This window comes from Halopseudomonas sp. Lyrl_26, from assembly GCF_051948695.1.
Classification (GTDB): Bacteria; Pseudomonadota; Gammaproteobacteria; order Pseudomonadales; family Pseudomonadaceae; genus Halopseudomonas; species Halopseudomonas formosensis.
Map to the genome: position 1 here is coordinate 73571 of NZ_JAYJLH010000005.1, position 22711 is coordinate 96281.

Here is a 22711-nt window from a genome sequence, read left to right on the forward strand (position 1 = left end):
CAGAGTCGGGTCAGGTGAACTCAGCCTTCCTTGTTCGGCGGCCAGTCGTTGGTATCAATACGCGCCGACCAGATCAGGAACTCGGCCATGTCGTTGAGTTCCTGGTCGCTCAGGTTGAACTGGGGCATCTGCCGACGACCCTCCACACCGGTGGGCATGGCTTTCATCCAGGCGCTGAAGTAGGCCTTGAAGGCCGCTTCGTTCTCCATGCCCCGGCGCTTGAACACGTTGCCCAGCTCCGGTGCGAAATAGGCCCCTTCACCCATCAGCGAGTGGCAACCGACGCAGTTGTTCTTCTCCCACAGGTGCTTGCCGTGGGCGACTTCGGCGGTGAGCTGGTCGCGGTTCTCCCGTTCGGGTATCGCCGTCACCGTATCCACCGTCAGGCCAATGAACAGCAGCATGAAAAACATGCCGCCACCGTAGTAGATGTTGCGGGCCATGCCCTTGGTAAAGCGCTCCGACATAGTTGTCTCCTCGGGTGTATGCGGATAGCGGGGTCGCCGCTCAGGCGATTCTTCTGTTGGCCGGTGCCTGTGCCTGGTCGGCAAAGTGCACGCGGACGATGTCCATGATGGCCGCCTGGGCCACCGGCTCGTCGGTCAGGGGCTGCGCCATGCAGGCCTGACAGGCCTGGCGCGGGTCCATGCCGGCGGCGATCAGCCGTGCGGTATGGATCAGCAGGCGCGTGGAGGGCGCCTCCTCGAGATCGTGTTCGCCGAGGTGTCGCAGGGCATTGCCCAGGGCCACCAGCTGTTCGGCACGGGTCGCATCCAGTCCCGACTCGCGCTGCACTATGTGGCTCTCCGCCGCGGCCTGCGGATAGTCGAAGGCCATGGCGACGAAACGCTGGCGGGTACTGGGTTTGAGGCCCTTGAGCAGGTTGCGGTAGCCGGGGTTGTAGGAAACCACCAGCATGAAGCCGGGTGCGGCCTGCAATTCCTCACCGGTGGCTTCCAGCGGCAGAATGCGACGATCGTCCGCCAGCGGATGCAGGACCACGGTGATGTCCTTGCGCGCCTCTATTACCTCGTCCAGATAGCAGATGGCGCCCTCGCGTACCGCACGGGTCAGGGGGCCGTCCTGCCAGAAGGTGCCGTTGGCACCGATCAGGTGGCGGCCGACCAGATCCGCAGTGGTCAGGTCGTCGTGGCAGGCCACGGTATACAGCTTGCGGCCCAGGCGCTCGGCCATGTACTGGATGAAGCGGGTCTTGCCACAACCGGTCGGGCCCTTGATCAGCACCGGCATGCCGAAGCGGTCGGCCTGCTCGAAGAGCTCGACCTCATTCCCGCTGCGCTGATAGAACAGGGCAGGCTGCGGAGACAGGAGTTCGGATCGGGTTGCATGCATTGGAAATTCCTTGCTGAGCGACGTTTGCTCAACCTGTAACAAGGAATGTGCCAACTTCTAAGTGATTGAAATGTAAAGGATAACGCCAGTGATGGTGATATGAACCCTGGCTGAACAGGGTTTTTTATACTTTGCATGGTTTAATTTACCTAATCTGCAGTGCGATGGTATGTCGCACCATAAAATGCGGCAGCATGTCGCATGTCGGCTTGACGGCCATCAAATTTTCCTGCGGGCACTTCACCGATGATGAAGGCACATCAGTGGAGTGATTGCCATGAAAAAGCCAGCACTTGTCGCAACCCTGTCCCTTCTCAGCCTGTCGGTGGCAGCGGCCTCCGTCGAGCCGACCCTGCGGCTGGAGGATACCGTGGTGAGCGGCACCGGGTTCGAGGTCGCCAGTCTGATGAGCCCCGGTTCCATTACCCGGATCAGCCGGGAGCAGGTCCAGGGGCGCACGCTGGCGGATGTGGCGGAACTGTTCCGGGATATCCCCGGGGTAGTGCTGACTGACGCCGATACCCCCGGCATGAAACGCATCGCCATCCGCGGCGAGAGCTCGCGGCGGGTAACCATCCGCATTGATGGGCAGACGGTCACCGATCACACCGATTACGGCACACCGCTGTTGATCGACCCTGCATTGATCGAGCGGGTGGAGGTGGTCCGGGGGCCGGCTTCGGTGATCAACGGCTCCAATGCCATCGGCGGGGTGGTCAATATCATCACCCGGCGCGGCAGCGATCGGCCGCTGGAAGCCTATGCCGGCGGTGGCTACTACTCGGCTACCCAGGGCTATCGCAGCAACGCGGGACTGGCGGGCAGCCGTGGCCGCGTCGACTATCGCCTGAGTCTTTCCCGCAGTGAACACAGCGACCGCCGCACCCGGGAGTACGGCGCCCTGGACAACTCGGCCTACGACAACCACTCCGCGGCGCTGCATCTGGGCTACCGCCAGGGCAATCACTACCTGGCACTCAAGGCCGAGCGTTTCGATCTGAGTGCCGGCACCTGGGTCGAACCCCAGCCCGGTTCCGAATTCAATCTGGAGTTTCCCACCCGGGATCAGCAGCGCTATGCGCTGTTCTACGAGGCCACGGACCTCGGCCCGGTGCTGAGCAAGCTGTCCGCCAATGCCTATACCCGCAGGGTGGACAGGGATTTTCGCAACACCGTGGTGACCCGTGCCATGCCGGTCACTGTCACTGTCGCCAACCAGTCGCTGGATGAACAGCGCACCCGCGGTCTGGCCGGTCAGGCCGAACTCGAACTGCTGGCCGGCCAGACCAGCCTGCTGGGCGTGGAGTTCATGCTTGATGAGCTGGACAGTGACAAGCTCGGCACTACGCCCCGGGTCACCCCCATGGGCACTGTGGTCATCCCCAGCAGTGCGAGTCAGACAGCCAATCAGCAGACGCTGTCGGCCTTCGCCCAGCAGCAATGGCAGTTTGCCGATGACTGGACCGCCTACCTGGGCGGGCGCTACTACCGGGTGGAGTCGGAACTGGAGCGCAGCACCGAACGGGCCGGGGTGGATGGCAGCGACAGCCGCCTGCTCGGCTCCCTCGGGCTGGTCTACAGCCCCCGGCCTCATTGGGCGCTGCGGGCCAACCTGGCCGAGGGGTACTCCTATCCGACCCTGAACCAGCTGTACTCGGTGTCGGCCGCGCGGGACCGCATCTTCTATGGCACCCCGGATCTGGACCCCGAGCGCGCCCGGGTGCTGGAGCTCGGCTGGCGCTACGAGGTGCCCGGGGTGACCGCGGATATCGCCTTGTTCCACACCCGCGCCCGGGACTACATCGATCGCCAGCGCGTCACTGCTACCCCGGACGGCTATGTCCCGCCGAGCAACCCGGCCCTGGAGCAATGGCAGTACGTCAACGTCAGTCAGGCCCGCACCACGGGACTGGAGCTGGCTGTGGAGTGGCGTCCGGACTGGCTGCTGCAGCCCCACGCGGCCATCAGCCTGAGCCGTCGCAAATTCGACTATGGCAACGGCTATGCCACCCGGGACAGCGGTTTGCCCCTGGCGACCGGCACCCTGGGGCTGCGTTCCTACCAGGTGCTGGGGCAGCTGGATGGGGAGTTTGACCTGTTCATCCGCACCGCCAGTGGCGCCGAGCGCCGGGGGGCTGACCGCCAGCTGGAGGAACGGCAATGCGGTTACGCCACCCTCAATCTGGCGATGACCTTCGACTTCCAGGACAGGCTCAGCGCCAGAGTTCTGCTGGGCAACCTGCTCAACCGCTCATATCAACCCTTTGATGAGCTGCCAGGCCTGCAACGGCATATCGATACGGAGATACGACTGACCTTCTGAGCTGCGCGTCAACGCTTTGCCACTATCTGAATCACGGAAAGGAAAACAGCCATGAGAATGACCACCTCGCTTACCACAGCATTGAGTGTGCTGGCCCTGACAGTCACTGCGGCGGCCTTTGCCCAGACCTCCAACCCGGAACAGGCCGCGGCTGCCTACCAGGGCGAGGCGTCGGCGATAGACCCGACGCTGGCCAGGGTCGTGCATACCCCAGGTGCGCCGGATCTTACCGAGGCCGATTTCGATCGGGCCAAGGAAATCTACTTCCAGCGCTGCGCCGGCTGCCACGGCGTGCTGCGCAAGGGGGCAACCGGCAAGCCGCTTACCCCGGACATCACCCAGCAGCGCGGCCAGGCCTATCTGGAAGCCCTGATCACCTACGGCTCACCCGCCGGCATGCCGAACTGGGGCACGTCGGGGGAGCTGAGCCCCGAGGAGATCACCCTGATGGCCAACTACATCCAGCATGAGCCGCCGACTCCTCCGGAGTGGGGCATGGCCACCATGCGCGAAACCTGGAACGTGCTGGTCAAGCCGGAGGACCGGCCGACCCGGCAGATGAACAACCTGGACCTGCCCAACCTGTTCTCGGTGACCCTGCGTGACGATGGCAAGATCGCCCTGATCGACGGCAACAGCAAGAAGATCGTCAAGACCATAGATACCGGCTATGCGGTGCACATCTCGCGGATGTCCGCCTCCGGCCGCTACCTGCTGGTCATCGGTCGCGATGCCAAGATCGACATGATCGACCTGTGGGGCAAGGAGCCGGTCAAGGTCGCGGAAATCAAGGTGGGTATCGAGGCGCGCTCGGTGGAAACCTCCAAGTTCGAGGGCTTCGAGGACAGATATGTGATTGCCGGCGACTACTGGCCGCCGCAATTCGTGATCATGGACGGCGAGACCCTGGAGCCGCTGAAGATCGTCTCGACACGGGGCATGACCGTGGACGAGCAGGAGTATCACCCCGAACCGCGGGTGGCGGCCATCATCGCCTCCCACGAGCATCCGGAGTTCATCATCAACGTCAAGGAAACCGGCCAGGTCATGCTGGTCAACTACGAGGATCTGGAGAACCTCAGCGTGACCAGTATCGGCACCGCCCAGTTCCTGCATGACGGCGGCTGGGACAGCTCGCACCGCTACTTCATGACGGCGGCCAACAACTCCAACAAGGTGGTGGTGATCGACTCCCGCGACCGCAAGCTGGCGGCCATTGTGGATGTCGGCAAGATCCCGCACCCGGGCCGTGGCGCCAACTTCGTGCACCCGCAGTTCGGGCCGGTGTGGGGCACCAGCCACCTGGGTGACGACACCATCTCGCTGATCGGCACCGATCCGGTGAACCATCCCGAGCATGCCTGGAAGGTGGTGGCCACCCTGAAGGGGCAGGGCGGTGGCTCGCTGTTCATCAAGACCCACCCCAAATCCAGCCACCTCTACGTGGATACCACCTTCAACCCGACTGCGGAGATCGCCCAGTCGTTGGCGGTATTCGACATCAACAACCTGGAGGCGGGTTACAAGGTACTGCCGATTGCCGAGTGGTCCGGCATCGCCGAGGGCCCGCGCCGGATAGTCCAGCCCGAGTACAACCGGGCCGGGGACGAGGTGTGGTTCTCGGTGTGGAGTGGTCAGGAGGAGGAATCGGCCATCGTGGTGGTGGACGACAGGACCCTGGAGCTCAAGCGCGTCATCCGCGACCCGCGGCTGATCACACCGACCGGCAAGTTCAACGTGCACAACACCCAGCACGATGTGTACTGAAGCGCTCTGGCAGTAACGAAAACGGGAGCCGATCGGCTCCCGTTTTCATCTAGGCAACTGATCAGTTGCTGATCTGCGACTGCTGGTAGTTTTCCAGGCCTACCTTGTCGATCAGACCCAGCTGGGTTTCCAGCCAGTCGATGTGCTCTTCCTCGGATTCGAGGATCTCTTCGGCCAGATCGCGGCTGCCGTAATCACCGATGCTCTCGAAGTAGGCGATGGCGTCCTTGAGATCCTGGATGCCGGAGATCTCCAGGCGCAGGTCGCACTCGAGGATCTCCCGGGTGTTCTCGCCGATCAGCAACTTGCCCAGATCCTGCAGGTTGGGAATGCCCTCGAGGAACAGGATGCGTTTGATCAGCGCATCGGCATGCTTCATCTCGTCGATGGATTCCTTGTATTCATGCTCGCCGAGCTTGTCCAGCCCCCAGTCCTGCAGCATGCGGGCGTGCAGAAAATACTGGTTGATGGCGACAAGCTCATTGCCGAGCAGCTTGTTGAGATGGCGGATAGCCTGTGCATCGCCTTTCATGACGGTAATCCTCAGTATGCTGGGTGGGCCTCAACAACTGAGTGTGCTACCGGTACTGGATGCTGTCAAATCCGCCTTGGAAATCAAACAGATAGGAATGTATTACGGATGTGTGCGAGACGCATTCAGGCCATCGCGTATTGCGCGGCGTTGATGAAGCTGACGCTGGTCTGACGGTACTCGTTGATGATCGACTTGCACTCGCGGCCGCACTTGCCGCATTGGGTGGCTACGTCCAAGCGTTCGCGCAGGTCGCGCATGCTGCAGGCGCCCTCGGTTACAGCGTCGCGAATCTGTGTGTCAGTGATTCCCTTGCAAAGGCATACATACATGGGCGTTCCCCCGGCAGGTCAAGATGGCGATAAGGTAAGGTGAATGAGAATAATTGTCAAACAATTATCCATGCCATTCGCATTCCATCTGTGGCTGTCCACCAACTGCCGGGCCGTTGGGCCCATCATCGAGCTGAATATCTCCCATCCTGCTGCTTTATGGTCGCGCCAGGGCCCGCCAATTCTGGGTTCTGGCTTGGCAGAACACAGGCGGCGAAGAGATGGTGCCGGCGCAGGGCGAAGGCACGGGGTTCACGGACCCCAACCTGACGTAGACTGCCGTAAGCGCCCGCTGCCTGCGGGCGGACAATAACAATTACAACAGGATCGGCGGCAGCTGTGCCGGTCACAATGGGAGTGGCATCAATGAGTCAGCCCGGAATTCTCAAGCGTTCCACCATCCTGATCCATGGCTCCGTGGGCATGCCCCTGGCCATCATCGGTTATCCCCTGGCGGTATACCTGCCTCCCTTCTACGCCCAGGAAATGGGGCTGAACATGGCGCTGATGGCGCTGGTGCTCGTTCTCGCCCGCCTGACCGATGTGATTACCGACCCGCTCATGGGCATGATCAGTGATCGCTGGCAGACCCGCTTCGGCCGGCGCAAACCCTGGCTGGTACTGGGTACGCCGCTGATGCTGGTCAGTACGGTGATGATCTTCATGCCGCCGGAGGGCGCCGGACTGTGGCATCTGCTGGTCTGGACAGTGCTCATGTATCTGGCCTGGACCATGGTGACCCTGCCCTACGGGGCCTGGGGAGCCGAGTTGTCGACCCTGTACCACCAGCGCAGTCGGGTTACCGCCTCGCGGGAGGGGTTCGTGCTGGTCGGGTTGTTCGTTGCGGCGCTGGCCCCTGCAGTGGTGCAGGCCATGGGCAAGCGTTACGCCGCCGGTGATACCGACGGCGCCTTCATGCAGGCGATGATCTGGCTGGTCGGCAAGGACGGTCAGCTGGGCCTGGGCTACGGCCCCATCCTGGCCGGCATGGGCTGGCTGCTGCTGATACTGTTGCCGGTCACCGTGCTGATGGTGGTGACCATGGTGCGCGAGGCGCCTCCGCGCTCGGTACAGAAGACCGACTGGAAGAAGGGCCTGCGGGTGATGAAGAACAACGGTCCCTTCAAGCGCCTGATGCTGATTCTGCTGATCGTGATCACCGGCGAGTCCTTCCGCAATGCCATGTCCGTTTTCTTCATGCAGCACGTGATCCAGATCCAGGTCCATATCGGCATGATGTATCTGCTGTATTTCGGCGTGGGAATACTGGGCATTCCGTTCTGGTTGATCCTCGGTCGTCGCATCGGCAAGCACAATGCCTTCTGTGTCGCCGTGGCGGTATCCAGCGCCAGTATTCTGGGCATGTTCTTCCTGCAGGCGGGCCAGCTGGTGCCCTTCGCGCTGATGTTCGCGATCAAGGGGTTCTGCTTTGCTGCCTTCCAGTTCCTGCCGCTGTCCATGCTGGCGGACATCGTTGATCTGGACACCGCGCGCAGCAAGGAGCACCGCACCGGCCTGTTCTTTGCCATGTCGGGGATGGCGCAGAAATCGGCGATGGCGCTGGGTCTGGGCCTGTCGCTGGGGCTGCTGGCGCTGGTCGGCTTCGATGCCACCCAGGCGGTGCATTCGGACCAGTCGCTGATGTCCCTGCGGGTGCTCTATATCGTCGGCCCCGTACTGATGTACATGGCCGCCTTCGTGCTGGCGCGGCGCTACCCGCTGACCTCCTCGCGCCAGGAGCGCATCCAGTCCTGGATCGAACGGCGGGATCTGCGCCTGCAGGCGGCCGCAGCGCCCGAGAACTGCCAGGCGCGAATCTGACCTGCGCTTCCGCTATGCTGTCATCCTTCAAGATCAGTGAAGGATGACAGCAATGGCAGAACGGTCGCAGTTCGAGTTGCTGGGCAGCAGGCGCTTCCTGCCCTATTTCATTACCCAGTTTCTCGGCGCGTTCAATGACAACGTGTTCAAGCAGGCTCTGGTGCTGGCGATCCTGTTTCGCGTCGGCACCAGCGCCGACCCCAATGTATTGATCAATTTCAGCGCGCTGCTGTTCATCCTGCCGTTCTTCCTGTTCTCCGCGCTGGGTGGGCAGCTCGGGGAGAAATACCCCAAGCACCGGCTGATCCGGCTGATCAAGTTCGCCGAAATCCTGATCATGCTGTTCGGCGCGGCAAGCGTGCTGCTCGCCAATCTGCCGATGATGCTGGCCGTGCTCTTCGTCATGGGCTCGCAGTCAGCGCTGTTCGGCCCGGTGAAGTACTCGATACTGCCCCTGCACCTGGCGGAGCGGGAGCTGGTCGGTGGCAATGCTCTGGTGGAGATGGGCACCTTTCTGGCGATCCTCGGTGGCACCCTGTTCGCCGGCCTGCTGATGAGCAGTGAGCAGTGGGCCTGGTGGGTATCGCTGGCCGTGCTGGGATTCGCCTTGGCCGGCTTTCTCGCCAGTCTGGGCATACCCGCGACCACGGCTGCGCTGCCGGGCCTGGCATTGGACTGGAATATCTTCCGGCAGTCAGCTCGCATTCTGCACCTGGGGCTGGTGAAGCAGTCGCGCACCGTGTCCCGCTCGCTGCTGGCCAACTCCTGGTTCTGGTTTCTGGGGGCGACCTATCTGGCGCAGATTCCGGGTTTTACCCATGACTACCTGCACGGCGACGAGTCGGTGGTCAGTCTGATCCTGGCGGTGTTCTCCATCGGCATTGCTGCGGGGTCGCTGCTGTGCGAGCGGCTGGCAGGGCGTACGGTCAACCTCGGGCTGGTTCCGATCGGTGCGGCAGGGCTGACCCTGTTCGGCCTGTTGTTGTGGGTCGGGGCCGGACAGTTGGCGGTGGGTGTGGAACAGTTGAGCTGGCGCGCGTTGCTGCATCAGCCGGCGGCCTGGTGGGTGATGAGCTGCATTCTCGGGCTGGGCATGTTCGGCGGTTTCTATATCGTGCCCCTGTATGCCCTGATCCAGTCCCGTACCGACGACCATGAGCGATCCCGGGTCATCGCCGCCAACAACATTCTCAATTCGCTGCTGATGGTGCTCTCGGCGGTACTGGCCATGCTCATGCTGGGGGTGGTGGGCATCAGCATTCCCCAGCTGTTCCTGCTGGTGTCGCTGCTCAATATTGCCTTTTCGTGCTATCTGTTTTTCACTGTCCCCGAATTCCTGCAGCGGCTGCGGCTGTGGCGCGGCGCCGGCGGATGACACAGGGAGGGTCGATATGGATCATATGGACGAGTTGCGTCGGCGCGACCAACTGCTCAGCTGGGGCGAGCAGGGGCTGCTGACGCCGACGCAGCTGAAGCGCGCCCTGGCGCCAGCCACATCAGCGGCTTCCGCTGCGCAATGGCGCTGGGCGCTGGACCGGTTGCTGGGCTTCTACGGCTGCCTGCTGCTGGCGCTGGGCGTGATCTTCTTCTTTGCCTTCAACTGGGACGAGCTGCATCGCGGGCACAAGCTGGCGGCGGCGGCGCTCGCTCTCAGCGGCTTTGCCGTGGCTGCTTTCATCCTGCAATCCGGTTCGGCATTCCAGCATGCCTGTCTGTTCGGAGCGGCCCTGACCACGGGAGCCCTGCTGGCACTGATCGGCCAGATATATCAGACCGGTGCCGATATCTGGCAGCTGTTCGCCGGCTGGAGTGCGCTGATGCTGCCCTGGGTGCTGTTGTCGCGCTCCGCGGCCAGCTGGATGCTGCTGTGGCTGGTCGTCAATCTGGCGGTGTTGCGCTACTTCGCCGTGCATGCCGGGTGGCTGGGCAGCATCCTGACCTCGGCGTCGGGTCTGCTGGCTGCGGTGCTGACCAATCTGCTGTTGTTGCTCGTGTTCGAGATGGCTGGGGGCTGGCTGCTGCTCCGGCCGGGCAGGTTGCTGCACCGCCTGTGCGGTCTGGCGCTGGTAGCGGCGCTTACCGTCGGCGGTTGTATCGGCTGGTGGCAGCATGAGTACCGGGAACTGCTGGTCGGACTGCTGCTGGCAGCGCTGATCGGCTTGCCTGTCTACCTGCGCAGGCGCCCGGACCTGTTCATGGTGGCCATCCTGGCCTACTCGCTGGTCGTGCTGACGGCTGCGGGTCTGATCCGCCTGCTGGATCCGCTGGACGGTTTCGGCGTGCTGCAGCTGGTGGGCATCCAGTTACTGGCCAGCAGTGCCGCAGTGTCGGTGTGGCTGCACCGCCTGTACCGGGAGGCAAACGCATGAGGGAGAGTTGGAAGCAGGCGCTGCTGGAGAATCTGCGTCAGCGCGGCATAGTGGATGAGGCTGCCGCTGCGGCGGTGATGCAGCAGAGCCCGGCACCCTGGTTCGTTCATCTGTTTGCCGGTCTGGCCGCTTGGTTGGCAGCGCTGATGCTGATTCTCAGCAGTGCCCTGGCGCTGGCGCACGACAGCCTCTTCGGGGCCATCCTGATTGGCGCCATGCTGCTGGGACTGGCAGTCTGGCTGCTACGTCAGCCCGGCATCTTTCTGGCGCAGATGGGGCTGGCCCTGTCGCTGGCGGGGCAGGGCATGCTGGTCTACGCGGTCGGCGAACTGTCCGGATTTGATGAGCTGCGCAGTTGCGCCCTGAGCGGTGCACTGGTCGCCTTGGGCATGCTGTGGGTGCCGGCGCCCGCGCTGCACAGGGTGCTCTGTGCCCTGGGTGTATTTGCCGGCGTGGCGGTGCTGATCGGTTTCAATGGCTGGCTGTCGCTTTACGGTCTGCTGCTGGCGGGCCTGGCACTGCTGCTCTGGCTCCGTCGGGGCGCATGGGCCGGGGCGCCGCAGGCGCTGGTCTGGCGGGCGGTGGCGGCGGCAACGACCCTTGCTGCCATGGCACTGCCGCTGATAGCCCGCAGGGACTGGACGCTACCGCTGGGCAGGCTGGCCGACGAAGCCGCATGGGTTCTGTGGCTGTACCCCCTGGGCGCAGCCACCCTGCTGCTGGGCGTTGCGCTCTGGCTGGTGCGGGGCCAGTCGCTGGCGAGGGTGGCATCGGTGGGTATTGCCTGCCTGGTTGTCGGTGCACTTGGCTGGGCGGCTCCGGGGCTGCTGGTGACAGGTGCCTTGTGGCTGGCTTTGTTCCGGGCATGCGAGCGCCTCTGGTGCGCCCTGGTCGGACTGGTGGTGACCCTGTATCTCGGCGACCTGTATTACAGCCTGCATCTCAGTCTGTTGCACAAGTCGATGGTGTTGATGCTCAGCGGCGTGGTGCTTCTGCTGCTGCGCTGGCTGGTGCTGCGCTTCTGGGAGGCTGACAATGAGAGCTGAACGTGCTGCGATAGTGGCTGCCCTGTGTCTGGTGCTGGCGGTGGCCTGCTATCTGGTGTACGGCTTCGAGCGCACTCTGCGTGATGGTCAGCTGGTGCTGCTGGAGCTGGCCCCGGTGGATCCGCGCTCACTGATGCAGGGGGATTACATGGCGCTGCGCTTTGCCGTGGATGCCCAGCTGCCCGATTCCGGCGAGCAGCTACCGGGCTATGCCTATCTGCACCGAGGCGCGGAAGGCCGGGCGGTGCTGGCTGGCACGGGAGACCAGCTCAGCTCCGAGCCGGGCGTGGTGTCCATGCGTATCCGCAGGGAGGGTGGACGTCTGACGGTGGGGCCGAATGCCTTCTTCTTCCAGGAGGGCACCGCACATGTCTATGAGCAGGCTCGCTGGGGAGGCTTTCGCGTTGCCGATGATGGCACGGCCTTGCTGGCCGGGCTCTATGATGGGCAGCTACAGCTGCTGGGCAGCAACCGGCGCTGAATGTCGCCGATACTGCTGCTGCCGTGGATCAGGCTTTCTTCGCCGCCGCACGGGCGCGGGGGCCACCATAAGTCTGGCCGCTGGTGCCGGTAGGGATGGTCTGGATCTCGCCGCCGGACGCGAGGAAGGCCGCAACCTGAGCATCGATGGAGGCGCTGGTGGTAACCGCGGGTTCCGGCTTGCTTCGCGCGGCGGCGCGGGTCGGCTTGGCGGCGGGTTTGACGGCGGGTTTGGCTGACATGGAATCTGCTCCCTTTCGATAAAAACAACCATAATACACTTTATCTGTCAATAAAGCTTGTGCTGTTTTTTTCGGTGCCTTCCCTGGCATTTATCCCCGTCCAATCGCCGCAAGATTTCCGCAAATCCCGGCGGATCAGTGCTGGTGACCACCTACGCCGTGGGCATGGCCGTGGGCCAGTTCCTCTTCGGTAGCGGCGCGTACCGAGAGAATCTCCACCTCGAACTTCAGATCACGACCGGCCAGCGGATGGTTGGTGTCTACCACCGCCTGGGACAGGCCGACCTTAACCACGGTAACCTGGCGCGGACCCTGCTCGGTCTGGACAATCGCCAGCATGCCCGGTTTCCATTTCCTGGCGCCCTGCAGGTGCTTTACCTGGACCTTCTGGGTGGCATCGGGCTGGACAGGGCCGTAGGCCTTGTCCACCGGCAGCTCGACCGTGAAGCTGTCGCCGGCCTTGCGGCCTTCCATGGCTTCTACCAGGCCTTCGAGCAGGCCGGGCTGGCCATGCAGGTAGAGCACCGGCTCATGGTCACGGGAGGATTCGACCTGACCATCGGCGTCGAACAGGGTGTAGTGGAACTGGACTACGGTATCTTTGGCAATCTGCATGGCTGCGACTCGTCCTGGATGGAAAAGCCGCCATTATCCGGAGCGTCGGCCCGCTTGCCAAGCCGTGGGGTGATTCAGTCCGAATCACCCTCTTCGAGCATCTGTTCCAGGGGCAGCTGCGCGCTGACGTTGACGCTGCCCTGGGCCGGGAATATCACCAGATGATCGGCGGCTACGCTGATTCCCAGAACCTCGCCGAGGGGGTGGTCATCATGGCTGGGGAACAGGGTCTCGACGGTGCTGCCGGTGGGCAGCTGCAGGCGGTAGAGGGTGGTGGCGCCGAGGAAGACCTTGCCGGTGATGGTGGCGGTCAGCGGGCTGCTGGCCTGGCCGACAATGTCGTCAGGACGCAGCAGCACGTCCACAGCACTGCCCGGAGGCAGCTGATAGGCGCGATCGCCGCGCAGCACACCCAGCTCGGTCTGTACCGTGTCGGGGGTCAGCAACTGACCACGAATGAAGTAACCCTGGCCGATGAAGCTGGCGACAAAGGGGGTGGCCGGCTCGTGATAGAGGTTGAACGGAGTATCCCACTGCTGCAGGCGACCGTCGCGCAGCACGCCGACCTGATCGCAGACGGCGAAGGCCTCGTTCTGGTCGTGGGTGACCAGCAGTGCGCTGATGCCCCGGGTCTTCAGGATGTCGCGAACTTCGGCGGACAGGCGGCGACGCAGGTCACCATCCAGATTGGAGAAGGGCTCGTCCAGCAACAGCAGGGCAGGCTCGGGAGCCAGTGCCCGGGCCAGTGCTACCCGTTGCTGCTGTCCGCCGGACAGCTCATGGGGATAGCGCTTGCCGAGACGGTCCAGATTGACCAGTTCCAGCAGTTCGCTGACTATCCGGCGGCGTTCGGGGTGCTTGCTGATGCCGAAGGCGATGTTCTGCGCCACAGTCAGGTGGGGAAACAGGGCGTAATCCTGAAATACCATGCCGATGCGGCGCTGCTCCGGCGGAACGCGCTGCCCCGGACTGGACATCACCTGGCCCTGCAGACGGATCTCGCCGGCGGTAACCGGCTCGAAACCGGCAATGCTGCGCAGGGTGGTGGTCTTGCCGCAGCCGGAGGGGCCCAGCAGGCAGCCGATGTCGCCGGCCCGCAGATGCAGACTCAGGTCCTGGACTATCGGATGGTTGTCATAGCCGCAGCTGAGGTGGTTCAACTCCAGAACGATCTGGGACATGGTGCTCACTCGACCAGCAGGAACTCGACCAGGGCTTTCTGCGCGTGCAGGCGGTTTTCGGCCTGATCCCAGACCACGCTGCGCGGATCATCCAGCAGGTCATGGGACACTTCCTCTCCGCGGTGGGCGGGCAGGCAGTGCATGAACAGGACTTCGGGGTCGGCCTGATCCAGCATGGCCCGGGTGACCTGATAGGGGGTGAATACCCGCAGCCGTTCCTGGGCCTCGTCTTCCTGACCCATGGAGGCGAAGACGTCGGTGCATACCAGGTGGGTGCCGGCGACCGCCTCGCGGGGATCGCGCAGCAGCGTGACACGATCGCCCGCGCGATCCAGCCACGCCTGATCCGGTTCGTAGCCCTCCGGGCAGGCCACGCGCAGCTGGAAGTCGAACTGCATGGCGGCCTGGATATAGGTATTGCACATGTTGTTGCCGTCACCGATCCAGGCGACCGTCTTGCCCTTGATGCTGCCGCGATGCTCAAGGAAGGTCTGCATGTCAGCCAGCAGCTGGCAGGGGTGCAGATCATCACTCAACCCGTTGATCACCGGAACCCGGGAGTGGGTGGCGAAGGTTTCCAGGGTGCTGTGGGCGAAGGTGCGGATCATGATGGCGTCGCACATGCGTGACAGTACGCGGGCGCTGTCTTCCACCGGCTCGCCACGACCGAGCTGAGTGTCCCGTGGGGACAGGAAGATGGCCTGGCCTCCCAGCTGGATCATGCCGGCTTCGAAGGACACCCGGGTCCGGGTGGAGGCTTTCTCGAAGATCATTCCGAGCACCCGATTCTTCAGCGGCTCGTAGACTACCCCCTGGCGGTGCAGATCCTTCAGCTCGATGCCGCGCTTGAGCAGGCTGGTTAGCTCTGCCTGGGAACAATCCATCAACGAGAGAAAATGCCGTACTGTCATCTTGTGTTACCTGATCGGGATTGGCTGCTGGCGGGAAACAGGACCCCTTACCGCAGCTCGGTGGCTCGGTACAAGCCATATCTTGAAAGGTGAGAAGCGGGCATCTTATAGGGAAAATCCGTTGCAAGGCAAATGACGCCAATGGTCGCGGTGCAGTTGGGCAGGGCGGGGTGGTTTGCGATACAATGGCGATCATCATTCCGGCCCCAAACGCCTCAGAGGATTGCCATGAGCAGCACTATCGACACCATCAAAGACCAGATTGCCAGCCACCCCATCCTGATCTACATGAAGGGTGCTCCGAATGCTCCGCAGTGCGGCTTCTCCGCCCGCGCGGTACAGGCGTTGATGAGTTGTGGCCAGAAATTCGCCTACGTGGACATCCTGCAGAATCCGGATATCCGCGCCGAGCTGCCCAAGTACGCCAACTGGCCCACCTTCCCGCAGCTGTGGGTCAAGGGGGAGCTGGTCGGTGGTAGCGACATCATTCTGGAGCTGGCCGAATCCGGCGAGCTGCAGACCATGCTGGAAGCGGCCGCGCAGGACTGAGCGAGGCTGCCAGCGGATCTAAGCATCGGGCGGCAATGGATTTTTTTTCATCAAGGCCTTGTGAAAATAAAACGTTTATGTAAAATGCCGCCTCACCAACACGGAGCGTAGCGCAGCCTGGTAGCGCGTCTCGTTCGGGACGAGAAGGTCGCTGGTTCGATTCCAGTCGCTCCGACCAATACGGTCATCTTCGGATGAGCAGCACAAAGCCCTGACCCCGGTCAGGGCTTTGTCGTTTCTGCACTGCCCATCCCTTGTTCGGGTCTTGAACTCCCCCGGTTGAATGTTCGGCCTTCGAGCGGGTCCAAGCCTGCGCTATCTGCGGGCCGGGCTCGCTGGTATTCTTCAACCGTCATCCCTGCATGGACGAATCTGCACAGCCATGAACAACACCAAGATGGAAAACAAGAGCTTTCTGTTGCTGCTGGCACTGGTCTCGGTCGCTTTCGCGACGATACTGCTGCCGTTCTACGGTGCCGTGTTCTGGGGCACCATACTGGCGATCATCTTCCAGCCGGTGCAGCGCCGCCTCGAAGCGCGTCTGGGGCAGCGGCGGGGATGGGCGGCGGCGCTGACCCTGCTGATCATCCTGCTGATAGTCATACTTCCCCTCAGTCTTCTGGCCGGTGCGCTGGTGCAGGAGGGTGCCAACTTCTACGAGCGCATCAGCAGCGGCACCCTCGATGTCGGCGGGTATCTGCAGCAGGTGGTCAATGCCCTGCCGGAGTTTGCCCGGGATCTGCTGGAGCGTTTCGGCCTGGCCGACCTGGCCGGCGTGCAGGCGCGACTCTCCGAATTTGCCATGAGTGGCAGTCAGTTCCTGGCGACCAAGGCCTTCAGCATAGGTCAGAACACCTTCCAGTTCCTGATCAGCTTCGCCATCATGCTATACCTGCTGTTCTTCCTGCTGCGTGATGGTCGGCTGGTGGCAGCGCAGATCCGCCGCGCCATTCCGCTGGGTCAGATGTACAAGCAGCACCTGCTGAGCAAGTTCACCACTGTGGTCAAGGCCACGGTCAAGGGCAACATCGCCGTGGCGGCGATCCAGGGCGCGCTGGGCGGCTTCATCTTCTGGGTGCTCGGATTGCAGGGGGCGGTGCTCTGGGGCGTCCTCATGGCGGTGCTGTCGCTGTTGCCGGCGGTGGGTGCCAGTCTGATCTGGGGACCGGTGGCGATCTACTTCCTGGCCACCGGTGCCATCTGGCAGGCGGCGGTACTGACTGCCTTCGGCGCAGTCGTGATCGGTCTGGCGGACAACGTGCTGCGTCCGATCCTGGTGGGCAAGGACACCAAGCTGCCGGACTATGTGGTGCTGATTTCCACCCTGGGCGGCATTGCGCTCTTCGGCCTCAACGGGTTCGTCATAGGCCCGCTGATTGCAGCGCTGTTCATGGCGGCCTGGAGTCTGTACGCCGAGGCGCGGGAGGAGCAGGAGGTCGTTGCCGTGCTCGCCGTACCCGCCGAGGACGAGGAGCTGCCTGACGAATCGGCCGAGGTAGCAGCGGCGGCTGTGCCTGCCGAAGAGATGCCTGCCAGCGAACTGCCGGATTCAGCCCGGCCCTGAGAGGGGGGCGCGGCGCGGTCAGGTTCCCCGTACCCGCCGCACCGCATCCAGCCAGCCCTGATAGAGCTGCAGGCGGCGCTGCTCGGGCATCAGGGGGGCGAAGCTGCGCTCCCGGCCCCAGTGGCCGGCAAGCTCCTGCAGACTGCCGAACAGGCCCCGTTGCAGTCCCGCCAGACAGGCCGCACCCAGGGCGGTGGTCTCGGTTATGCGAGGACGCTCCACCGCCACGCCCAGGGTATTGGCCAGGGCCTGCACCATCCAGTTGTTGACCACCATCCCGCCATCCACCCGGAGCGAGGTTATGGCCATGTTGCCGTCGGCCTGCATGGCTTCCAGCAGGTCACGGGTCTGGAAGCACACCGACTGCAGCCCGGCGGTGACGATCTCGGCAATACCGGTGTCCCGGGTCAGGCCGAGGATGGCCCCGCGCGCCTTGGGATCCCAGTAGGGGGCACCCAGTCCGGTGAACGCCGGTACCAGATAGACGCCACTCTGATCCCCGACCTGCTCGGCCAGGGCTTCGGTTTCGTCGGCATGGCTGATCAGCCTGAGTCCGTCGCGCAACCACTGGATGGCGGCGCCGGCAACAAAGATGCTGCCCTCCAGGGCGTAGGTGGGCTTGCCATCGAGCCGGTAGGCGACGGTAGTCAGCAGGCGGTGGGGCGAGCGCACCGGTGTGTCGCCGGTGTTCATCACCATGAAGCAGCCGGTGCCATAGGTACTCTTGACGCTGCCCGGGCTGAAACAGGCCTGCCCGACCAGCGCCGCCTGCTGGTCACCGGCCATGGCCGCCACCGGAATGGGAGCGCCGAACAGGCTCGGGTCGGTGTGGCCGAACTCGGCGGTGTTGTCCAGCACCTCGGGCAGCAGGCTGGCCGGGATGTCCATGAGTTCAAGCAGCTGTTGATCCCACTGCTGGGTATGGATATTGAAGAGCAGGGTGCGCGAGGCGTTGGTGGCGTCGGTGCGATGCACCCGGCCCCCGGTCAGGCGCCACAGCAGGAAGCTGTCCACGGTGCCGAAGCGCAGCTGCCCCTGTTCGGCCTGCTGGCGGGCACCGGGCACCTGGTCCAGGATCCAGCGCAGCTTGGTGGCGGAAAAGTAGGGATCGATCAGCAGGCCGGTGCGCTCGCTGATCAGCGCCTCGTGACCCTGCTCGCGCAACTGGTCGCAGTAGGCGGCGGTGCGCCTGTCCTGCCAGACGATGGCCGGGTAGATCGCCTGCCCGGTCTCGGCATTCCAGACCAGGGTGGTCTCCCGCTGATTGGTGATGCCGATGCCGCGGATATCGGTTGCCGCCAGTCCGGCCTGCTGCAGTGCGTTGCGCACCACGCTCACCACCGATTGCCAGATGTCTTCCGGATCATGTTCGACCCAGCCATCCTGCGGAAAATGCTGGGCGAATTCCTGCTGTGCCGTCTGCAGCGGGCGACAGTGCTCGTCGAAGATCATTGCCCGGCTGCTGGTGGTGCCCTGGTCTATCGCAAGCAGGTAGTCTGGCATGGGAATATCCGTCAGTCGTTGCGCCCGATGGGGGCGAAGGTGGCATGGGTCTGGCTGGCCAGATCCGACGGTGCCAGGGCGATCTCCAGCCCGCGCCGGCCTGCGCTCACGTAGATCTCCGGCCACTGCCTGGCGCTGTCGTCAATGAAGGTGCGCAGGCGCTTCTTCTGGCCCAGCGGACTGATGCCGCCCAGCAGGTAGCCGGTACTGCGCTGGGCGGCTGCCGGGTCGGCCATGCCGATTCGCTTGCTGCCGGCCGCGCGGGCCAGAAGTTTCAGGTCGAGTTGCCCGCTGACCGGCACCACCGCCACCAGCAGCTCGCCGGTTTCGGTGCTGGCCAGCAGGGTCTTGAACACCCTGGCCGGGTCCAGGCCGAGCTTCTCCGCCGCTTCGCCGCCGTAGGATTCGGCCTGCGGATCGTGTTCATAGCGGTGCAGGCTGTAGTTGACCCGCGCCTTGTCCAGTACTTTGGTTGCCGGTGTCATCTGCTGTTCAGTCGGCGATCCGGACGACCACCTTGCCGAAGTTCTGGCCCTCGAGCAGGCCGATCAGGCCCTGGGGGGCGTTCTCCAGACCCTCGATACGGTGCTCCTTGACCTTGACCTTGCCCTCGGCCACCCAGGGCGTCATCTGCGCCAGGAATTCAGGGTAATGCGGACCATAGTTGTCGAAGATGATGAATGCCTGCATGCGGATGCGCTGGCTCAACAGCAGGCGCATCAGTGCCGGCAGGCGGTCCGGACCCGGTGGCAGTTCGGTGGCGTTGTACTGGGCGATCAGGCCGCACACCGGGATGCGTGCGTGGGGGTTGAGCAGGGGCATGACCGCATCGAAGACCTTGCCACCGACGTTCTCGAAATAGATATCGATGCCGTCCGGACAGGCGTTGGCCAGGTCGTCGGCCAGACTGTCGAGGCGGTGGTCGAGGCAGACGTCGAAGCCCAGCTCATCTACCGCGTAGGCACACTTGTCCGCTCCGCCGGCGATGCCGACCACCCGACAGCCCTTGAGCTTGGCCACCTGACCCACCACGCTGCCCACCGGTCCCGTGGCCGCTGCCACCACCACCGTCTCGCCGGGCTTGGGCTGACCTATATCCAGCAATCCCATGTAACCGGTGAACCCGGGCATGCCCAGCACACCGAGGGCCTGGGAAGGCTCCGGCATGTCGGGGTCGAGCTTGAACACCATGGTGCCGTCCGACAGACTGTAATCCTGCCAGCCGGCGGTATAGCACATCACCAGATCGCCGGGCTGATAACCGTCCAGATTGGATTGCATTACCCGGCTCACCGCACCGCAGGGCATGACGCCGCCCACCGGCACGGGATCGGCATAGGACTTGGCATCGCTCATGCGGCCGCGCATGTAGGGGTCCAGTGACATCCACAGGTTGCGCAGCAGCATCTGCCCCGGACCGGGGGTGGGCACCGGCGTTTCGACCAGGCTGAAGTTCTCGGGCACCGGTGCACCGACGGGGCGGGAGGCAAGCAGGATCTGACGGTTCCGGTCTGGGCTCTGGGGCATGGAAAACTCCGTTGTTATTTGACTGGCTGTGAATGAACCCTAGCATGCAGAGCCCGCCGGACGAGGTCAACCGTGGGCTATCCTGCCGGTGGTCGTCCCGGGTGAATCGGCGTAGGCTCTCAGGCAGCGGATGAACACAGGAACAATAACAAGATGATCGATACTCCTGCCCTGAACCAGGCGATGCTTGACGAGCCGGCACTGCTGGCCCAGCGTCACCGTCTCGGACGCCTGCGCTTCAGCTCTTCGCTCGAAACCGGATTCCAGGACTACATGCACCGCAAGATGTGCGGACGCCGGTGGCCGGTGACCCTGTCCAGCCTTGGCTTCATGCTGCTGTTCTTCTGGGTGGACTACCGCTACCTGCCGCCGGAAATACACCAGATCAGCATACCGCTGCGCAGTCTGGTGCTGGTGCTGGTCTGCTTCTCCCTGTGGTTCGTCAACCGGCCCGGACGGGTAGCGGTGCCTCTGGCGTTCAAGATGGCGACCCTGGCCTACTTCTGCGTAGGGGCCATGGTGGCGATGATCATCCTGCTGTGCCGTACGCAGCCGCTGGTGGTGCCCGTCACCCATGACGGTCTGTATCTGGTGCTGCTGTCGGGCACCTTTCTGCTGGGCCTGCCGGCGCGCCATTCGGTGCTCTGCTCCTGGCTCATTCTGGGCTGCTATCTGACCGGAGAGGTGCTGATCGGCACGCCCCGGGAGCTCATCCTCACCAGCAGCCTGTATCTGGGCAGTTTCACCCTGATGGGCAGCATTGTCGCCTACGCCTCCGAGTACATGCTGCGCCGCGGCTATCTGAATGAGCAGCTGCTGCAGGCGGCGCGCCTGCGGGCCGAGCGGGAAAGCCAGGGCAAGACACGCTTTCTGGCCACGGCCAGCCATGACCTGCGCCAGCCGCTGCATGCCATGTCCCTGTTCATCGAGCATCTGCAGGAGAAGGTCCAGGAGGCGGAGGCGCGCCGGACCCTGGGGCGCCTGGCCGAATCATCACAACTGCTGCAGGCCATGCTCAACTCGCTGCTGGACATCTCCCGGCTGTCGGTGGGCATGGTGCGGCCGCAGCTGCGGCACCTGAACCTGCACGACTGGTTGCGGCGCCTTATCGGCAGTCTGGACAGCGCGGCCGCTGAGAGCGGCATCGAGATCAGCCTCCAATGCCCGCCCCGCAGCGCCGTATTCACCGACCCTGTGCTGCTGGAGCGGCTGGTGCGCAACTACCTGACCAATGCCCTGGTGCACTCCGGAGCCCGCAAGGTACTGGTGCGCGTCAGTGAAGCCGAGGAGCAGGCCCGTATCGAGGTGGTGGATGATGGTTGCGGCCTCAGCCGCGAGGATCAGCAGCGCATATTCGAAGAGTTCACCCAGCTGCGCAATCCGGCCCGCACCCTGGAGAAGGGGGTGGGCCTGGGGCTGTCCATCTGCCGTCAGCTGCAGCATCTGCTGGAGTATCCCTCCGGCGTCGAGTCCGAGCCGGGGCAGGGTGCCACCTTCTGGGTCCGGGTACCCCTCGGCGAGTGGTATCCCGAACCTGCGGCCGTACCGACCGCAAACGGCACGCCGCTGCATGGGCGCGTTCTGCTGGTGGAGAACGATCTGGTCAACCGCGAGGCGATGGAAACGCTGCTGCGTCACTGGGGCCTTACGGTGACCAGTCATGCCGATGCGCAGAGCGTGCTGGCGCTGGGTGTCGAAGGTATCGCGGGAACCGACCTGCTGCTGTCCGACTACCACCTGGAGGGGCCGACCAGTGGACTCGAGCTGATCATCAGTCTGCGTGAACAGGGGATGTACGATGGCGCTACGGCGCTGATTACCGCCGACACCAGCAATGACCTCGAGGACGCCGCGCGTCAGGCGGACGTGATGGTGATCTACAAGCCGGTGCTGCCGGCGCGCCTGCGCCGGGCGGTTCAGGGGCTGCTGAGCCCGGTCAGCTGCTGATCAGCCCGTGCCGGCGCGCGGTGTTCACACATTCGGTGCGGTTGTGGCAGCCCAGGGCCGCGAAGACCGCCTTCAGATGGGTCTTGACCGTGTCCTCGGACAGCGACAGGCGCTGGCAGATGACCTTGTTGGGCAGTCCTTCGGCCAGCAGGTCGAGTATTTCCAGCTGGCGCGGCGTGATGCCCATGTCCCGGGCCAGCGCTCGTCGATCCTGCATCTGGGTCTCGTCGGCGATCAGCACCTGCTCGCCGAACAGCAGCCGCAGGGCGGCGTTGATCAGGGTGGGTCCGTCAGCGGTCTTGCTGATGAACCCGGCGGCTCCGCGCTTGAGAGCTGCGTCCATATCACTGGGGTTGTTGCTGCCGGTAAGGATGGCTACCGGTGTCAGCGGGTCCACCGCATGCAGTTTTTCCAGCAGATGCAGCCCGTTGCCGTCTGGCAGATGCAGATCCAGCAGTATCAGGTCATAGGTGTGACGAGAGACCTGTTCCATGGCTTCGCCGGCGGTACGCGCGTGATCGAGGGTGATACCCTGGCAGAGACTGTTGAGAGTCAGTGTCAGGCCGTCCAGGTAGATCTGGTGATCATCGATCAGCAACAGGCGGGTATCGGGGGGCAGGGTAGCTATGGGCATGCCGGTTTCCTACTG

The 22711-nt window shown here is 63.7% G+C and carries 22 protein-coding genes and 1 tRNA gene; 11 read left to right on the forward strand and 12 right to left on the reverse strand.

The window, feature by feature from the left end:
- Positions 1–20 precede the first annotated feature (20 nt).
- Both VF673_RS08555 and VF673_RS08560 read right to left on the reverse strand, forming a co-directional pair.
- Positions 21–467 (reverse strand): c-type cytochrome, encoded by a 447-nt coding sequence (locus VF673_RS08555; RefSeq protein ID WP_090537608.1) that lies wholly within the window; start codon positions 465–467, stop codon positions 21–23.
- A gap of 40 nt (positions 468–507) precedes the next feature.
- On the reverse strand, positions 508–1353 hold the full coding sequence (locus tag VF673_RS08560; RefSeq protein WP_090537606.1) for a CbbQ/NirQ/NorQ/GpvN family protein: 846 nt from the start codon (positions 1351–1353) through the stop codon (positions 508–510).
- 277 nt (positions 1354–1630) lie between these two features.
- Here VF673_RS08560 and VF673_RS08565 point away from each other — a divergent pair, with 277 nt between their 5' ends.
- Both VF673_RS08565 and VF673_RS08570 read left to right on the forward strand, forming a co-directional pair.
- Complete coding sequence (locus VF673_RS08565) at positions 1631–3676, forward strand: TonB-dependent receptor (RefSeq protein WP_440291614.1); 2046 nt, start codon at positions 1631–1633, stop codon at positions 3674–3676.
- 51 nt (positions 3677–3727) lie between these two features.
- On the forward strand, positions 3728–5443 hold the full coding sequence (locus tag VF673_RS08570; RefSeq protein WP_440291615.1) for a cytochrome D1 domain-containing protein: 1716 nt from the start codon (positions 3728–3730) through the stop codon (positions 5441–5443).
- Positions 5444–5504: 61 nt separating this feature from the next.
- Here the strand turns inward: VF673_RS08570 and bfr are convergent, their stop codons facing one another.
- Both bfr and VF673_RS08580 read right to left on the reverse strand, forming a co-directional pair.
- Positions 5505–5975, reverse strand: a complete 471-nt coding sequence (gene bfr, locus VF673_RS08575; protein WP_090537599.1) for a bacterioferritin — start codon at positions 5973–5975, stop codon at positions 5505–5507.
- A gap of 125 nt (positions 5976–6100) precedes the next feature.
- Entirely contained in the window at positions 6101–6307 is a 207-nt protein-coding gene (locus VF673_RS08580) for a bacterioferritin-associated ferredoxin (protein ID WP_440291616.1), read from the reverse strand.
- Positions 6308–6673: 366 nt separating this feature from the next.
- On the opposite strand from VF673_RS08580, the gene VF673_RS08585 reads away from it, so the two are divergent.
- From VF673_RS08585 to VF673_RS08605, 5 genes are read left to right on the forward strand one after another with little or no spacing between them, the layout of a single operon-like run.
- A complete protein-coding gene (locus VF673_RS08585; RefSeq protein WP_440291617.1) occupies positions 6674–8128 on the forward strand; it encodes an MFS transporter in 1455 nt (484 codons plus the stop codon).
- A 43-nt stretch (positions 8129–8171) separates the two neighbouring features.
- Positions 8172–9503, forward strand: a complete 1332-nt coding sequence (locus VF673_RS08590; protein ID WP_235818570.1) for an MFS transporter — start codon at positions 8172–8174, stop codon at positions 9501–9503.
- A 16-nt stretch (positions 9504–9519) separates the two neighbouring features.
- On the forward strand, positions 9520–10497 hold the full coding sequence (locus tag VF673_RS08595; RefSeq protein WP_273127127.1) for a DUF2157 domain-containing protein: 978 nt from the start codon (positions 9520–9522) through the stop codon (positions 10495–10497).
- Complete coding sequence (locus tag VF673_RS08600) at positions 10494–11543, forward strand: DUF4401 domain-containing protein (protein WP_440291618.1); 1050 nt, start codon at positions 10494–10496, stop codon at positions 11541–11543. The genes VF673_RS08595 and VF673_RS08600 overlap by 4 nt, the downstream gene beginning before the upstream one ends.
- Entirely contained in the window at positions 11533–12024 is a 492-nt protein-coding gene (locus VF673_RS08605; protein WP_440291619.1) for a GDYXXLXY domain-containing protein, read from the forward strand. The genes VF673_RS08600 and VF673_RS08605 overlap by 11 nt, the downstream gene beginning before the upstream one ends.
- A 28-nt stretch (positions 12025–12052) precedes the next feature.
- On the opposite strand, the gene VF673_RS08610 is transcribed toward VF673_RS08605, so the two are convergent.
- The 4 genes from VF673_RS08610 to argF all read right to left on the reverse strand — a co-directional run bounded on the left by VF673_RS08610 (position 12053) and on the right by argF (position 14972).
- The gene (locus tag VF673_RS08610) at positions 12053–12265 is read right to left on the reverse strand and encodes a hypothetical protein (protein ID WP_090537583.1); all 213 of its coding nucleotides are present in this window, start codon (positions 12263–12265) and stop codon (positions 12053–12055) included.
- Positions 12266–12400: 135 nt separating this feature from the next.
- A complete protein-coding gene (locus VF673_RS08615) occupies positions 12401–12880 on the reverse strand; it encodes an FKBP-type peptidyl-prolyl cis-trans isomerase (protein WP_440291620.1) in 480 nt (159 codons plus the stop codon).
- A gap of 74 nt (positions 12881–12954) precedes the next feature.
- Complete coding sequence (locus VF673_RS08620) at positions 12955–14061, reverse strand: ABC transporter ATP-binding protein (RefSeq protein WP_440291621.1); 1107 nt, start codon at positions 14059–14061, stop codon at positions 12955–12957.
- A gap of 5 nt (positions 14062–14066) precedes the next feature.
- Positions 14067–14972 carry an ornithine carbamoyltransferase gene (gene argF, locus VF673_RS08625; protein WP_440291622.1) on the reverse strand — a complete coding sequence of 302 codons (906 nt, stop codon included), beginning with the start codon at positions 14970–14972 and terminating at the stop codon, positions 14067–14069.
- A 228-nt stretch (positions 14973–15200) separates the two neighbouring features.
- Between argF and grxD the strand changes: the two genes are divergently transcribed.
- The 3 genes from grxD (at position 15201) to VF673_RS08640 (ending at position 17085) form a co-directional block, all read left to right on the forward strand.
- On the forward strand, positions 15201–15521 hold the full coding sequence (grxD, locus tag VF673_RS08630) for a Grx4 family monothiol glutaredoxin (protein WP_090537578.1): 321 nt from the start codon (positions 15201–15203) through the stop codon (positions 15519–15521).
- Between the two features lie 101 nt (positions 15522–15622).
- Positions 15623–15699 (forward strand) — tRNA-Pro (locus tag VF673_RS08635).
- A gap of 204 nt (positions 15700–15903) precedes the next feature.
- On the forward strand, positions 15904–17085 hold the full coding sequence (locus tag VF673_RS08640) for an AI-2E family transporter (RefSeq protein WP_440291623.1): 1182 nt from the start codon (positions 15904–15906) through the stop codon (positions 17083–17085).
- Between the two features lie 18 nt (positions 17086–17103).
- Here VF673_RS08640 and glpK read toward each other — a convergent pair whose 3' ends face one another.
- Genes glpK through VF673_RS08655 form a run of 3 tightly spaced genes read right to left on the reverse strand, consistent with a single transcriptional unit; the run spans position 17104 to position 20115 of the window.
- Positions 17104–18588, reverse strand: a complete 1485-nt coding sequence (gene glpK, locus VF673_RS08645) for a glycerol kinase GlpK (protein ID WP_440291624.1) — start codon at positions 18586–18588, stop codon at positions 17104–17106.
- Between the two features lie 11 nt (positions 18589–18599).
- Complete coding sequence (gene ybaK / locus VF673_RS08650) at positions 18600–19073, reverse strand: Cys-tRNA(Pro) deacylase (protein WP_273123932.1); 474 nt, start codon at positions 19071–19073, stop codon at positions 18600–18602.
- Positions 19074–19080: 7 nt separating this feature from the next.
- A complete protein-coding gene (locus VF673_RS08655; RefSeq protein WP_320331156.1) occupies positions 19081–20115 on the reverse strand; it encodes an NADP-dependent oxidoreductase in 1035 nt (344 codons plus the stop codon).
- A gap of 153 nt (positions 20116–20268) precedes the next feature.
- Between VF673_RS08655 and VF673_RS08660 the strand changes: the two genes are divergently transcribed.
- On the forward strand, positions 20269–22062 hold the full coding sequence (locus VF673_RS08660; protein WP_440291625.1) for a hybrid sensor histidine kinase/response regulator: 1794 nt from the start codon (positions 20269–20271) through the stop codon (positions 22060–22062).
- Here VF673_RS08660 and VF673_RS08665 read toward each other — a convergent pair.
- Positions 22052–22696 carry a response regulator gene (locus tag VF673_RS08665; protein ID WP_090537565.1) on the reverse strand — a complete coding sequence of 215 codons (645 nt, stop codon included), beginning with the start codon at positions 22694–22696 and terminating at the stop codon, positions 22052–22054. The genes VF673_RS08660 and VF673_RS08665 overlap by 11 nt on opposite strands.
- Positions 22697–22711: the final 15 nt, after the last annotated feature.